Origin of the sequence: Telluria antibiotica (assembly GCF_011682055.1) — a bacterium.
GTDB lineage: Bacteria > Pseudomonadota > Gammaproteobacteria > Burkholderiales > Burkholderiaceae_D > Telluria > Telluria antibiotica.
The window spans coordinates 128,477-143,067 of sequence record NZ_JAAQOM010000008.1 but is presented as its reverse complement, the minus strand read 5'-3'; the positions used below and the strand labels follow the sequence as shown (position 1 = coordinate 143,067).

Genomic DNA, 14,591 nt, shown 5'->3' with positions numbered 1-14,591 from the left:
AAAACCCCGCGCATGGCGGGGTTCGGAGCGTGCAGGGAGCCGGTCAGCTGGCCGACTTGCCGGCCTCCGGCTTCGCCTTGGTGTCGGCCGGCTTGGTGCCCATCTTGGCCGGCTTGGCGGCCTTCATGTCGGCTTTCTCGGCCTTCATGTCGGCCTTCTCGGCTTTCATGTCGGCCTTGGCGGCCTTCATATCGGCCTTGGCGGCCTTGGGTGCCGTCGCCGTCATCGGCGCGCCTTCCTTCGACTGGCCGTTCACCTGCAGGCCGGCTTTCGACAGCTGGGTCGCGCGCTTGTCGGCGACGCCTTTCACGCGTTTCTGGAAATCGGCCCAGTCCTTGAACGGACCGGCCTTCGTGCGCTCGTCGATGATCGTCTTCGACATGGCCGGGCCGACGCCCTTGACCGAGTCCAGCGCGGCGGCATCGGCCTTGTTGACGTCGACCTGGGCGAACGCAAAGCCCATCGAGGCCACCAGCGTGGCGACTGCAAGCAACAGCTTCTTGATCATCTCGTTTCTCCGTTATCGTGGAATGGCGGCCTGGAATGGCTGCCTGGTGCCATAACGGATGGGAGCGTCGGTAGGTTGACGAGAAAATGTGGGGCTCATCAAGTAGGGTGGGCACCCCGTGCCCACGCGCTACGCCAGCATATCGCGAACGTCACGCGTGGGCACAGGGGTGCCCACCCTACGGCGCTACGGCGCCGGCAAAATCAATCGTTCTTGCGCCGATGTGCGAACAACTCGTCGCGGGTGACCGTGGCCGTGCCCAGCTTGCCGACGACGATGCCGCCCGCGCGGTTCGCCGTCGCCAGTGCTTCCGGCAGCGGCGCTCCGGCGCCCAGCATGGCGGCCATCGTCGCGATGACGGTGTCGCCGGCGCCCGACACGTCGAACACCTCGCGCGCGTCCGCGTGGACGTGCAGTACTTCGTTCGCCGTGTACAGGCTCATGCCCTCTTCCGAGCGCGTGAGCAGCAGCGCTTCCAGGCCGAGGTCCTCGCGGAGCTTCTGGGCCTTTTCCGTCAGCTGCTCTTCGGTCTTCCAGCTGCCGACGATGCGCTTGAGTTCCGACTTGTTCGGCGTGAGCATCGTCGCGCCGGCATACGGCGTGAAATCGTCGCCCTTCGGATCGACCATGACGGTCTTGCCGGCCGCGCGCGCGGCGCGGATCATCTCGGCCACGTTCACGAGGCTGCCCTTGTTGTAGTCGGACAGAATGATGACGTCGTAGTCGGGCAGCAGCGCCTTGAATTGCGTGAGCTTGTCGCGCAAGATCGTTTCCGTGGGCGCCTCTTCGAAGTCGATGCGTACCATCTGCTGCTGACGTCCGATCACGCGCAGCTTGATGATGGTGGAGATCGCCTCGTCGCGCTTCAGGTAGCTGTGGATGCTGGATTCGCGCAGGATCTTCTCGACCTGGTCGCCGGCTTCGTCGGCACCGACGACGCCCAGCAGGCCGCAATGCGTGCCGAGGGCCGCGGCGTTGCGCGCCACGTTGGCGGCGCCGCCCAGGCGTTCCTCGCGGCGCTCGATGCGCACGACGGGCACCGGCGCTTCCGGAGAGATGCGCGACACGTCGCCGAACCAGTAGCGGTCGAGCATGACGTCGCCCACGACGAGCAGGCGCACGCCGTCCAGCTTCGGGGCTTCGGCGTGGCGGTAGCTGTCGGTCGGCAGCAGGCGGCTTGAAATGGTACCGGTCATGCGCGCCTCACTTGCCCGTCAGGACCGAACGGCCGATGCCGTGGTACTCGATGCCCAGGCCCGTCATCAGCGGCGGCTCGAACAGGTTGCGGCCGTCGATGATCACGGGTTGCTTCAGGCGCGCCTTGATCTGCTCGAAGTCGGGGCTGCGGAATGCCTTCCACTCGGTCACGATCACGAGGGCTTCCGCACCGTCCAGTGCGTCCATCGGCGTCGCCTTGAAGGCGATGCGTGCCAGCTGGTCTGCGGAGAGGTCGAGCGCCAGCACGCGCTGCGCTTCTTCCATCGCGACGGGGTCGTGCACGGCGACCGTGGCACCCCGCTCGATCAATTCCTTCAGCAGCACGCGCGACGGCGCCTCGCGCATGTCGTCAGTGTTCGGCTTGAATGCGAGGCCCCAGACGGCGAATTTCATGCCGGTCAGGTTTGCGCCGAAGCGCTGCACGACCTTGCGGCCCAGCACCTGCTTCTGACGGTCGTTGACGGCTTCCACGGCGCGCAGGATCAGCAGTTCCTGGTCGTACTGGCGCGCCGTGCGCTCGAGCGCCTGCACGTCCTTCGGGAAGCACGAGCCGCCGTAGCCGGCGCCTGCGTACAGGAAGCTGTGGCCGATGCGCGGGTCGGAACCGATGCCGTGGCGGACGGCTTCGATGTCGGCGCCGACCTGGTCGGCCAGGTTCGCCAGTTCGTTCATGAACGAGATGCGCGTCGCGAGCATCGCGTTGGCCGCGTACTTCGTGAACTCGGCCGAACGCACGTCCATCCAGTACACGCGCTCGTGGTTGCGGTTGAACGGCGCGTACAGCAACTTCATGAGGTCGCGCGCGCGCAGGCCCGCGGGGGTGTCGTCCGTGCCGATGACGATGCGGTCCGGACGCATGAAGTCCTCGACGGCGGCGCCCTCTTTCAGGAATTCCGGGTTCGACACGACGGCGAATTCCAACTCGTCCAGCGCGCCTTTGCTTTCCGCCCCCCGGGCGGAAAGCTCTTCACGGAGCGCCGCGGCGACGCGGTCGGCCGTGCCGACGGGCACCGTGGACTTGTCGACGATGACCTTGTAGCCATTCATGTGGCGACCGATGTTGCGGGCCGCGGCGAGCACGTATTGCAGGTCGGCGGAGCCGTCTTCGTCCGGCGGCGTGCCGACGGCGATGAACTGCAGCTGGCCGTGCGCGACGCTGGCCGCGACGTCCGTCGAGAACTGCAGGCGCCCGGCCGCGCGGTTGCGCGCGACGACTTCTTCCAGGCCCGGTTCGTGGATGGGGATGCCGCCGTTGTTCAGCAGGTCGATCTTGCGTTGGTCGACGTCGAGGCAAAAGACGTCGTTGCCGAGTTCCGCCAGGCAGGCGCCGGTGACGAGGCCGACATAGCCGGTGCCGATAATCGTAATCTTCATGGTCAGTTTCTAAGCTTAGTTCATCACATTCAGTTCTTCGGTGCGGCGCGGCGGGTAGGTCTCCCATTTGCTGCACCCCGGGCATTGCCAGTAATACTGCCGTGCCTTGAAGCCGCAGTGGCTGCACTGGTAGCGTGCCAGCTTCTGTGTGTAGCCGTGCACCAGGTTCTTCACCATCGACAGCTCTTCCCACACGTTCGCCGGCGCGTCCATCAGGCGCGCTTCCAGCAGCTTGTCGAGGCCCAGCAACGTCGGGTTGCGACGCAGTTCTTCGACCACCAACTGTTTGGCAGCGTCCACGCCGTTGAGTTCAATGACGGCCTTGAAGACGACCTCGATCAGATCAATCGACGACGCTTCTTCGAGATAGGAGCGCAGCAGGTTCACGCCTTCCTGCGGGCGGCCGACCTTGCGGTAGCCGTCCATCAGGCGCGTCGCGACCAAGGCCGCGTGCGGCACGCTCTGCTGCTCGACGCGGCGCCATGCCTTCAGCGCGCCTTCGGTGTCGCCTTCGGCCACGAGTGCGTCGCCGTACAACATCGTCGCGCGCACGCTCTTGCGGTCGGTCTGCAGGGCCTTGTCCAGCAGCGCCTTAGCTTCGTCCGACTGCATGTGCACGAGGGCGTCCTGCGCCAGCTCGCAATAGAATTGCGCGATTTCCTTGTGGTACGCGCCCGCACCCGATTCCATCAGGCCTTCTGCGGCGGCGATCGCGCGGCGCCATTCCTTTTCGCGCTGGAAGATCTCCAGCAGCGCGCGCCGGGCCTGCACGCCGTACGGCGTATCGACGAGCAGGTTGAACGTTTCCTCGGCGCGGTCCAGCAGGCCCGCCTTCAGGTAGTCCATGCCGAGTTCGTACTGCGCGTGCACCTGCTGCTCGATCGGCAGGTCCGGACGCGACAACAGGTTCTGGTGGACGCGGATTGCGCGCTCCGTCTCGCCGCGGCGGCGAAACAGATTACCCAGCGCGAAGTGCATGTCGGCCGTCTCCGGGTCGAGCTTGACGATTTCGATGAACGCGTCGATGGCCTTGTCCGGCTGCTCGTTGAGGAGGAAGTTCAGGCCCTTGAAATAGCCGCGCGGGAGACTGCGCGATTCGGAGACGAGTTGCTTGATGTCGACGCGGGCGGCGATCCAGCCGAGGGAAAAAAAGACGGGGATGCCGAGCAGCCACCAGATTTCAAATTCCATATGTTGTTCTTATTGATGATCTTGTATTACGTTCAGCGCGGCGTGACGCCATCCGGCTGCGGCGCGTTGGCGGCGGTGCCGGCCGCGCTCTGCAGGGCCTGGATCGTGTGCTTGTGCTGCGAGCTTTCGCGCCGGTGGCGGAACACGGTCGGCGTCACGGCAAGGATGCCGAGGAAGGCGCCGGCGATGAAGAACGCCAGCAGCATCAGCACCAGCGGCCCCCGCACCTCGTAGTTCAGGAAGAAGTGCAGGTCGACCTGGTGCGTGTTCTTCAAGGCGAAGCTGAAAAACAGGACGAACAGCAGGCAACCGACGATGGTGGAGACGAGTTTCATCAGCAGGTCCCGAGTGGAAAGACGGCAAAGGCGCAGTGTCGCATATTTGAAACGATATTCATAGGACGGCCGGCCCGGCCGTTGTGCGCATGCGGCGTGATTATACGTGGGTTGCCGGCACGACATCGGCAATGCAATGCCCGGTTACAACTTCAAATTCGGGGTCAGCGCATTTTTTGCCGGAATTCGGGGTCAGAGCACTTTTTGTTGCATGATCTTCGAAACAAGGTGCCGCATCGGTCGATGTGAATCTTCTCGCTCGGGAATGCGATCCGATGGGGCGGCCCGGACGAAAAATGTTTCTCGGTCCATTGTTCGAAAATGTGCTCTGACCCCGGACGTGTGCTCTGACCCCGAATTCCGCCCCCAAAAAAAACGGCGCCCTCGCGGGCGCCGTTTTGAATCTGTCGCAGACGAATCAGTCTTCGATGATCGGCTGCCCGACCATCGCATCCACCCGCTCGCGCAACTGCTTGCCCGGCTTGAAGTGGGGCACCCGTTTTTCGGGCACCATCACCTTGTCGCCGGACTTCGGGTTGCGGCCGATGCGGGGCGGCCGGCTGTTCAGGGCAAAGCTGCCGAAACCGCGGATCTCGATGCGCTGGCCGCTCGAAAGAGCATTGGTCATCGCGTCGAGAATGGTCTTGACGGCAAACTCGGCATCTTTTGCCACCAGCTGAGAATAGCGCTCGGCCAGGCGGTTGATCAGCTCGGACTTGGTCATCTGCTTAGCTTCCGAAAAGGATTAACCCTTGCTTAGTTCTTGTTATCGAACTTGGCCTTCAGCAGAGCGCCCAGCGACGTGGTGCCGGTTGCTGCGCTGTTGTCCGAAGCCAGCTTCTGCATGGCTTCCTGGGTCTCGGCGTTGTCCTTGGCCTTGATCGACAGCTGGATGCTGCGTGCCTTGCGATCGATGTTGATGACCAGGGCTTCGACCTTGTCGCCCACTTTCAGGTGGGTGCCGGCATCTTCCACGCGGTCACGAGCGATTTCCGAAGCGCGCAGGTAGCCTTCGACTTCGTCGTTCAGCGCGATCACGGCGCCTTTCGGCTCAACCGATTTCACCGTGCCGGTGACCAGCGTGCCCTTGTCGTTCAGCGATGCGAAGTTGTTGAACGGGTCGCCTTCCAGCTGCTTCACGCCCAGCGAGACGCGCTCGCGCTCGACGTCGATTGCCAGCACGACGGCTTCCAGCTCATCGCCCTTCTTGAACTTGCGCACGGCTTCTTCGCCAGCTTCCGTCCACGACAGGTCGGACAGGTGCACCAGACCGTCGATGTTGCCCGGCAGGCCGATGAACACGCCGAAGTCGGTGATCGACTTGATCAGACCTTTGACCTTGTCGCCCTTCTTGTGGGTCATGCCGAAGTCGTCCCACGGGTTCGCCTTGCACTGCTTCATGCCCAGCGAGATACGGCGACGCTCTTCGTCGATTTCCAGGACCATGACTTCGACTTCGTCGCCCAGCTGGACAACCTTGTTCGGCGCCACGTTCTTGTTGGTCCAGTCCATTTCCGAGACGTGCACCAGACCTTCGATGCCCTGTTCGACTTCCACGAACGCACCGTAGTCGGTCAGGTTCGTGACCTTGCCGAACAGGCGGGTGCCTTGCGGGTAGCGACGCGACAGGCCGGTCCACGGATCGTCGCCCAGTTGCTTGACGCCCAGCGAGACGCGGTTCTTTTCCTGATCGTACTTGAGGACCTTGGCGGTGATCTCTTGACCAACCGACAGGACTTCCGACGGGTGACGCACACGACGCCATGCCAGGTCGGTGATGTGCAGCAGGCCGTCGATGCCGCCCAGGTCGACGAACGCACCGTAGTCGGTGATGTTCTTGACGACGCCGGTGACCACGGTGCCTTCTTTCAGCGTTTCCATCAGCTTCGCACGCTCTTCGCCCATCGATGCCTCGATGACGGCGCGACGCGACAGCACGACGTTGTTACGCTTGCGGTCCAGCTTGATGACCTTGAATTCCAGGGTCTTGCCTTCGAACGGGGTCGTGTCCTTGACCGGACGGGTGTCGACCAGCGAACCCGGCAGGAATGCGCGGATGCCGTTGGTCAGGACGGTCAGGCCGCCTTTGACTTTACCGTTCACGGTACCGGTGACGATCTCGCCCGATTCCATTGCTTTTTCCAGAGCCAGCCACGATGCCAGGCGCTTGGCCTTGTCGCGCGACAGGATGGTATCGCCGAAACCGTTTTCCAGCGATTCGATGGCCACGGAAACGAAGTCACCCACGTTGACTTCCAGTTCGCCCTGGTCATTCTTGAATTCTTCGATGGGGATGAAAGCTTCCGATTTCAGGCCGGCGTTGACGATCACGAAGTTGTGATCCAGACGCACGACTTCGGCGGAGATGACTTCGCCCGAACGCATGTCTTGACGCGCCAGCGACTCTTCGAAGAGTGCTGCGAAGCTTTCCATACCGGTATCTTGATTTGCTGCAGTAGCCATAAGTTTTGAGATGTTAGCCAGCAGATCGGCCATATGCGATCTGAACTGGGTCAAGTTGAACCACACCCGCGGCAACACGCCCCGGGCACCAAAAACACGCCGCTGTCACGGCGCGTGCTGCATCCCCTCGACGACAGGGACTTATTCTTGTTCAGGGGTGTGCGTACCAGGCCAGCACCTGTTCGACGGCTTCGTCCGCCGTCATCTGCGAGGTATCGAGGATGTGCGCCCCTTCGGCCGGCATCAGCGGGGCCACGGCGCGCTGGGTATCGCGCGCATCGCGGGACTGCAAATCCGCCAGCAGATCGTCCATATTAGCAGAAAATCCTTTGTCAATCAATTGCTTATACCGGCGTTGCGCACGTGCCTCAACACTTGCCGTCAGGAACACCTTCAGCTGTGCGCCGGGAAAGATGACGGTTCCCATGTCGCGCCCGTCGGCCACGAGACCCGGCGTCTGGCGGAAGCTGAGTTGCAAGCCGTACAACGCCTGGCGCACGCCGGGCAGCGCGGCGATCTTCGACGCCGTGTTGCCGACTTCTTCCTCGCGAATGGCGTTGCTCACCTCTTCCGTGCCGAGGTAGACGTGGCCGCCGTGGAAGCGGATGGTCAGGTGTTCGGCGACCTTGGCGAGCGCATGCTCGTCGCGCAGGTCGGTGCCGCGGCGCAGCGCGGACAAGGCGGTCAGGCGGTACAGGGCGCCGGAATCCAGCAGATGGAAGCCCAGGCGGTCGGCAACCTTGTGGGCCACCGTGCCTTTGCCCGAGGCGGTCGGGCCGTCAATCGTAATGACGGGAATGTTCGTGTTCGGCATTATTCAAATTTTCAGCAATAACACGTAGGGTGGGCGTTTGAGGCCGGGGGCCTCAAACGAGACGTGCCCACGCGTAACGCCGGCGAAACGCAAACGTCACGCGTGGGCACAGCGGTGCCCACCCTACGCAAAACATCAGGATAAATCGTTCTGAGCAATCCCGGAAAACGTTTCGAAATAATCCGGGAACGTCTTGGCCACGCACTTGGGATCGTTGATGCGCATCGCGTTGCCGCGCCGCGCCGCGCCATCGAGCGACGCGAGCGAGAAGCACATCGCCATCCGGTGGTCGTCGTAGGTGTCGATGGTGGCCGGCGACAGCGTCTCCGGCGGCGTCACGCGGATGTAATCCGGGCCCTCCTCCACCGTCGCACCGACCTTGCGCAGCTCGGTCGCCATCGCGGCCAGGCGGTCCGTCTCCTTCACGCGCCAGCTGGCGATGTTGCGGAGGATACTGGTGCCGTCCGCGTACAACGCGGCGACGGCGATCGTCATCGCGGCATCGGGGATGTGGTTGAAGTCCGCGTCGATCGCTTTCAACACGCCGTTCGACTTCGCTTCGATCCAGTTGTCGCCCTTCGTGATCGTCGCGCCCATCAGCTCGAGCGCGTCGGCGAAGCGCACGTCGCCCTGGATGGATTCCTTGCCGACGCCTTCCACGCGGACGGGGCCGCCCGCGATGGCGCCCGCGGCCAGGAAGTACGACGCGGACGACGCATCGCCCTCGACGTGGATACTGCCCGGGCTGCGATACGTCTGGCCCGGCTGCACGGTGAACGACGCCCAGCCGTCCTGGCCGACCGTCACACCGAAGCGGCGCATCAGGTTCAAGGTGATTTCGATGTAGGGCTTGGAAATCAGCTCGCCGACGACCTCGATCGTCACAGGGTGCGCGACGGCCATCAGCGGCGCGGCCATCAACAGCGCGGTGAGAAACTGGCTCGACACGTTGCCGCGCACGGCAATGCGGTCCGGTTGCACGTGCCCCTTGCGGATGTGCAGCGGCGGATAGCCCGGATTGCCCGTGTATTCGATGCTGGCGCCGACGGCGTTCAGCGCGTCGACGAGGTCGCCGATCGGACGCTCGTGCATGCGCTCGACGCCGTGCAGCGTGTAATCGCCGCCGATCACGGCCAGTGCCGCCGTCAGCGGGCGGATCGCCGTCCCAGCATTCCCCATGAACAGGTCGGCCTGCGCAACGGGCAGCTTGCCGCCGGCGCCATGCACGACGTGTGTGCGCTCGTCCTTCTGCTCCCATTGGATGCCGAGTTTGCGCAGCGCGTCCAGCATCACGTTGGTGTCGTCCGACGCGAGCAGGTCGTGGATCGTGGTCGTCCCCTCGGACAGCGCCGCGAGCAGCAAGGTGCGGTTCGAGATGCTCTTCGAGCCCGGCAGGCGCACGGTGCCCTGTACGCGCATCACGGGTTCGAGGTCGATATGCTGCGGATAGATTTTAGCTTGTGTCATTTTCCAGATTCCTGATCGGGCGCCAGCGGTTTTTCCGCGGCTTCGATCGCTTCGTTCCACGCGCGGCGGGCGCGCTGGGCGTTGGCATACGTCGCCTCCAGCGCGGCCCCGTCGCCGGCGGCGAGCCGCGCGCGAAGGTGTGTCAATTGAGCGAGATAGGCGTCCAGTTCGCCGAGCAGCGCGTCGCGGTTCGCGAGGCTGATGTCGCGCCACATTTCCGGCGAGCTGCCGGCAATGCGCGTGAAGTCGCGGAAGCCGCTGGCGGCGTACTGGAACAGCAGGTCGGCGTGCGGCTTGTTGGCGATATCGTCGACGAGCGCGTACGCGAGGAGGTGCGGCAAGTGGCTGACGGCCGCGAACACCTTGTCGTGTTCCTCCGCCGTGAGCCGGTGGATCACGGCGCCGCACGTGCGCCACGCGGCGGCCACCTTGTCGATGGCCTCCGGTGTATTTTCCGGCAGCGGCGCCAGCACCGTCTTCTTGCCGCGGTACAGGTCGGGAATTGCCGCGTCCGGACCGTTCGATTCGCGGCCGGCGATCGGGTGGCCCGGCACGAACTGGTTCACGCGGTCACCGAGCGCCGCGCGCGCGGCCGCCACGACGTCGGACTTGGTGCTGCCCGCGTCCGTGACGATCGTCTGCGGCTCCAGGTAAGGCAGCAGCGACGCGAGAATCGGCCCTGTCTGCGCGACCGGCGCCGCCAGCAGCACGAGGTCGGCGCCGCGCATGGCGTCCTGCGGCGACGCGGCCGCTTCGTCGATGATCCCGAGCTCGCGCGCACGCGCCAGCGCCTGCGCGGAGCGCCCGAGGCCCACGACGTGGCCGACGGCGCCTGCAGCCTTCAGCCCCAGCGCAAACGAGCCGCCGATCAGGCCTACGCCGACGATGACAATTTTAGTAAGCATCAGCTTGGCGCGCTCGCGCTCGTCGTGTCGAGCGCTCGCTTCAAAGCTTCCACGAAGCGCGCATTCTCTTCCGGCAGGCCGATCGAGATGCGCAGCCATTGCGGCAGGCCGTACGCGCCGACCGGGCGCACGATCACGCCCTGCTTCAGCAGCGCGACGTTCACGCGCGCGCCGGCGTCGTCGTCGTCGCCCACTTTCACGAGCACGAAGTTGCCGTACGACGGGACGTATTCGAGGCCGAGTTCTTCGAACGCTTGGGTCAGCTGCTGGTACCCGGCGCGGTTGTTTTCAAAACCCTTCTGCAGGAATGCCTTGTCGTTCAGTGCCGCGATGGCGGCGGCCTGCGCGAGCGAATTGACGTTGAACGGCTGGCGGATGCGGTTCATCAGGTCCGTCACGGCCGGCTGCGCGATGGCGAAACCGACGCGCAGGCCCGCGAGTCCATAGGCCTTCGAGAACGTGCGCGACACGATCAGGTTCGGAAATTTGCGCACCCACTGCGTCGATTCGAACTGGTCCTTCGGTTCCAGGTATTCGTTGTACGCCTCGTCCAGCACGACGACGACGGACGCCGGGACTTTCGCCAGGAACGCTTCGATCTCGGCCGCGGAGATGAACGTGCCGGTCGGGTTGTTCGGGTTGGCGATGTAGACGAGACGCGTGTCCGCGTCGATGGCATCGGCCATCGCGTCGAGGTCGTGGCCGTAGTTCTTCGCCGGCACGACGATGCCGCGCGCGCCCACACCCTGCGTCGCCAGCGCGTACACGGCGAACGAGTACTGCGAGTAGACGACGGCCTGGCCCTTCTGCACGAACGCGTGGGCGGCGATCTCGAGGATGTCGTTGGAGCCGTTGCCGAGCGTGATCCAGTCTGCCGGCACGTCGTAGCGCTTGGCCAGCGCGGCCTTCAGCTCGAAGCCGTTGGCGTCCGGGTAGCGTCCGAGTTCCGCCGCGGCGGCGGCCATCGCGGCCTTCGCCGATTCGGGGACGCCGAACGGGTTTTCGTTGGACGCCAGTTTCACGATATTGGCTTCGTCGAGGCCGAACTCGCGGGCGACTTCGGAAATGGGTTTGCCGGCCTGGTAAGGGGCGATGGCGCGGACGTAATCGGGACCGAATTGCGACATGGGATTCTCTTGGCTGAACGTGTGGATGGATTCGTGACTCACAGGCCGACGGGGTACGACCCCAGCACCTTGAAGAAGGCGGCGTTGTCCTTGAGTTCTTCGAGCGCGCGGCCGACGGCGGCATCGGCGATATGGCCCTCGACGTCGACGTAGAAGTAATACTCCCACGTGCCGATGCGCGCGGGGCGCGATTCGAAGCGCGTCATCGACACGTCGTGCTTCGCGAGCGGCGCGAGCAGGCTGTAGACGGCGCCGGCCTTGTTCGGCACCGCGAGCACGATCGACGTGCGATCCTTGCCGGACGGACCCGTGGCCTGGCTGCCGATGATCAGGAAGCGCGTGCGGTTGTGCGGGTCGTCCTGGATGTGCGCCTGCACGACACCCAGCTTGTACTGTTCGCCCGCCATCTCGCTGGCGATCGCGGCGACGGTCGGATCCTGGCTCGCCAGCACCGCGGCTTCCGCGTTCGACGCGACGGCGCGCCGCTCGATGCCCGGATGATGCAGGTTGAGCCACACCTGGCATTGCGCGAGCGCCTGCGAATGGGCACACACGACCTTCACGCCGTCCATCGAACCGGTCTTCGTCATGAGGCTGTGGTGCACGGGGATCGACACTTCGCCGCTGATGATGGTCGTCGTCGCGAGCATCAGGTCGAGCGTGCGGTTGATGGCGCCCTCGGACGAGTTCTCGACGGGGACGACGCCGTAGTCGGCGGTACCGGCCTCGGTGGCGCGGAACACTTCGTCGATCGACACGCACGGCAGGCCTTCGACGGCGCTGCCGAACTGCTGGAACACGGCCTGCTCGCTGAACGTGCCGGTGGGGCCGAGGAAGGCGACCGTCACGCGCTTTTCCAGCGCGCGGCACGACGACATGATCTCGCGGAAGATGGCCTGCACGTCCTGGTTCTTCAGCGGGCCGGGATTGCGTTCGGCCACGCCGCGCAGCACTTGCGCTTCGCGCTCGGGGCGGAACACGGGGGCGTTCGTCTCGGCCTTCACGTGGCCGACTTCCTGCGCGACCTTGCCGCGGCGGGAAAGGAGTTCGAGGATTTGCGCGTCGATCGCATCGATCTGTTCGCGCAGGGGTTTGAGTTTGTCTGTCATTGTCTGCTCATGATTTTCGGTTCGCGAAAACCGGAATGGCCGCCGTAGGGTGGGCACCCCGTGCCCACCTTTGCGTGTCCACATGGTGGGCACGGGGTGCCCACCCTACGGGCCGATCGGCACACCGGTCGGCAAATCCGTATCAACGGCCCGCGAACTCGTTCAAATAATCGACCAGGGCTTGCACACCCTCGATCGGCATCGCGTTGTAGATCGATGCCCGCATACCGCCGACGGACTTGTGGCCCTTCAGTTGCAGCAAGCCGCGCGCTTTGGCGCCGGCCAGGAATTGTTCGTTCAACGACTCGTCGCGCAGGTAGAACGGTACGTTCATGCGCGAGCGATATTCGGGCGCCACACGATTCCGGTAGAAGTCGTCGGCGTCGAGCGCCGCGTACAGCAGGCGCGCTTTTTCGATGTTGCGGCGCTCCATCTCGGCCACGCCGCCATGTTTTTTCAGGTGCGCGAACACGAGGCCCGCGATATAGATACCGTACGTCGGCGGCGTGTTCAGCATCGATTCCGCCTCGGCCACGGCGCTCCAGTTGAACACGCCCGGGCAGATCGGCAACGCGTGGCCGAGCAGGTCCTCGCGCACGATCGTGATCGTCAGGCCCGCCGGGCCGATGTTCTTTTGCGCGCCGGCGAAGATCACGCCGTATTTCGACACGTCGATCTTGCGCGACAGGATGTGCGACGACATGTCCACGACCAGCGGCGTATCGCCTTGTACCGTCGGGACGTAACCGATCTCGACGCCGTCGATGGTCTCGTTCGTGCACAGGTGCAGGTAGGCGGCGTCTTCGCTCAGCCTCCACGTCTCCTGCGGCGGAACCGTCGTGAAGCGGCTCGCCTCGCCCGACGCCGCGACGTTCACGTTCGCGTAGCGCTTCGCTTCCTTGATCGACTTGCCGGACCACGAACCCGTGTGAACGAAGTCGATGGTGGCCGGCTGCGGCTTGCTGCCCACCATGTTCAGCGGGATGATGGCGTTCTGGCCGAGGCCACCGCCCTGCAGGAACAGGACCTTGTAGTTGTCCGGGATGGCCAGCAGCTCGCGCAGGTCGGCTTCGGCCTGCTTCGCGATCGAAATGAATTCGGGGCCGCGATGGCTCATCTCCATCACCGACATGCCGCTGCCGTGCCAGTCGAGCATTTCCTCGGCCGCCTGGCGCAGGACTTCCTTCGGCAGGACGGCAGGGCCGGCGGAGAAGTTGTACACCTGGGTCATCGCCTGCTCCTTACTTGCCCGTGTTGCCCGTGTTGCCCGTGATGCTTTGCGCGGTCTGCGCCATCATCTTCTGGATGCGCGGCATCATGATGCGGTTGCTGATCTCCATGCTGCGGCTCATCAGCGTGGGCATATTCGCCAGCATCTTCTGGCCGAGCGGCGACGCGTAGAACGCGGACAACTGGTGGATCTCGTCCAGCGTATAGGTTTCGGCGTACAGCGGCACCATCTCGGCCAGCATCTCGTCGACGAGGCTCGGGTCGGTCAGCATGGTGTGCACCTGCGCAGTCACCGTCGGCAGCACCTGCTCCAGCTTCTTGCGCATCTCGGCCTTCTTGGCGGCGTTCAAGGTCGCATCGCCGTCCACCATCGCGTTCAACGACGCGGCGATCTGCGCCGGCATGGTCTGGTCCGCCTGCTTCAGCGACGCCAGCATCACGTCACGCAGCTTCATCGACGCCATCATCTCCTTGGTGGCGGCGACGACGGCCGGATCGGCGGATGGCATCGACGTCGCGGCGAACGCGGCGGGAGAGCAGATGACGACGAGGGCGGAGGCGATGGCGGCGAGTGATTTCTTCACGAATATCCTTGATTGATGGCTGGTGCGGGAGCTTGCAATCCCGGCATGGCAATGCGGGTTCCTCGATTTTCGCACGAAACTTGCAAAAAATCCTCTACCGCTGCCGTTTGCCCGGATGACGGCGCGGGACAGAAACTGAACCCCGAATCCATTTCCACAGAAAAATTGTTCGAAAAAGTGCTCTGACCCCGAATTTTCTGACCCCGACTTCGATAAAAAAAACCGCCGGCGTCGGAACGCGCGGCGGTTTCGTGGGGCGGACCCGG

Annotated in this window: 14 protein-coding genes; all 14 read right to left on the bottom strand. The window is 64.2% G+C overall.

Annotated features, from left to right (window positions below; genetic code table 11):
- Window positions 1–43: 43 nt before the first annotated feature.
- The gene (locus HAV22_RS14660) at window positions 44–508 is read right to left on the bottom strand and encodes a ComEA family DNA-binding protein (RefSeq protein ID WP_166859824.1); all 465 of its coding nucleotides are present in this window, start codon (window positions 506–508) and stop codon (window positions 44–46) included.
- Between the two features lie 203 nt (window positions 509–711).
- The gene (rfaE1, locus tag HAV22_RS14655) at window positions 712–1,704 is read right to left on the bottom strand and encodes a D-glycero-beta-D-manno-heptose-7-phosphate kinase (protein WP_166859823.1); all 993 of its coding nucleotides are present in this window, start codon (window positions 1,702–1,704) and stop codon (window positions 712–714) included.
- Between the two features lie 7 nt (window positions 1,705–1,711).
- A complete protein-coding gene (locus HAV22_RS14650; protein WP_166859822.1) occupies window positions 1,712–3,100 on the bottom strand; it encodes a UDP-glucose dehydrogenase family protein in 1,389 nt (462 codons plus the stop codon).
- A 15-nt stretch (window positions 3,101–3,115) separates the two neighbouring features.
- The gene (lapB, locus tag HAV22_RS14645; RefSeq protein ID WP_166859821.1) at window positions 3,116–4,291 is read right to left on the bottom strand and encodes a lipopolysaccharide assembly protein LapB; all 1,176 of its coding nucleotides are present in this window, start codon (window positions 4,289–4,291) and stop codon (window positions 3,116–3,118) included.
- 32 nt (window positions 4,292–4,323) lie between these two features.
- A complete protein-coding gene (locus tag HAV22_RS14640; protein WP_166859820.1) occupies window positions 4,324–4,626 on the bottom strand; it encodes a LapA family protein in 303 nt (100 codons plus the stop codon).
- Window positions 4,627–5,044: 418 nt separating this feature from the next.
- Window positions 5,045–5,350 carry an integration host factor subunit beta gene (locus tag HAV22_RS14635; protein ID WP_075795246.1) on the bottom strand — a complete coding sequence of 102 codons (306 nt, stop codon included), beginning with the start codon at window positions 5,348–5,350 and terminating at the stop codon, window positions 5,045–5,047.
- A gap of 32 nt (window positions 5,351–5,382) precedes the next feature.
- A complete protein-coding gene (rpsA, locus tag HAV22_RS14630) occupies window positions 5,383–7,089 on the bottom strand; it encodes a 30S ribosomal protein S1 (protein WP_166859819.1) in 1,707 nt (568 codons plus the stop codon).
- A gap of 151 nt (window positions 7,090–7,240) precedes the next feature.
- The gene (cmk, locus tag HAV22_RS14625) at window positions 7,241–7,903 is read right to left on the bottom strand and encodes a (d)CMP kinase (RefSeq protein WP_166859818.1); all 663 of its coding nucleotides are present in this window, start codon (window positions 7,901–7,903) and stop codon (window positions 7,241–7,243) included.
- 135 nt (window positions 7,904–8,038) lie between these two features.
- Complete coding sequence (gene aroA, locus HAV22_RS14620) at window positions 8,039–9,370, bottom strand: 3-phosphoshikimate 1-carboxyvinyltransferase (protein WP_166859817.1); 1,332 nt, start codon at window positions 9,368–9,370, stop codon at window positions 8,039–8,041.
- Window positions 9,367–10,275, bottom strand: coding sequence for a prephenate dehydrogenase (locus HAV22_RS14615; RefSeq protein ID WP_166859816.1), 909 nt, complete (start codon window positions 10,273–10,275; stop codon window positions 9,367–9,369). The genes aroA and HAV22_RS14615 overlap by 4 nt, the downstream gene beginning before the upstream one ends.
- Window positions 10,275–11,402 carry a histidinol-phosphate transaminase gene (gene hisC / locus HAV22_RS14610; RefSeq protein ID WP_166859815.1) on the bottom strand — a complete coding sequence of 376 codons (1,128 nt, stop codon included), beginning with the start codon at window positions 11,400–11,402 and terminating at the stop codon, window positions 10,275–10,277. Before hisC ends, HAV22_RS14615 begins: the two co-directional genes overlap by 1 nt.
- A gap of 38 nt (window positions 11,403–11,440) precedes the next feature.
- Entirely contained in the window at window positions 11,441–12,511 is a 1,071-nt protein-coding gene (pheA, locus tag HAV22_RS14605) for a prephenate dehydratase (protein WP_166859814.1), read from the bottom strand.
- A gap of 142 nt (window positions 12,512–12,653) precedes the next feature.
- Window positions 12,654–13,742, bottom strand: coding sequence for a 3-phosphoserine/phosphohydroxythreonine transaminase (gene serC, locus HAV22_RS14600; RefSeq protein WP_166859813.1), 1,089 nt, complete (start codon window positions 13,740–13,742; stop codon window positions 12,654–12,656).
- 10 nt (window positions 13,743–13,752) lie between these two features.
- Window positions 13,753–14,325, bottom strand: coding sequence for a DUF2059 domain-containing protein (locus tag HAV22_RS31830; RefSeq protein ID WP_166859812.1), 573 nt, complete (start codon window positions 14,323–14,325; stop codon window positions 13,753–13,755).
- Between the last annotated feature and the right edge of the window lie 266 nt (window positions 14,326–14,591).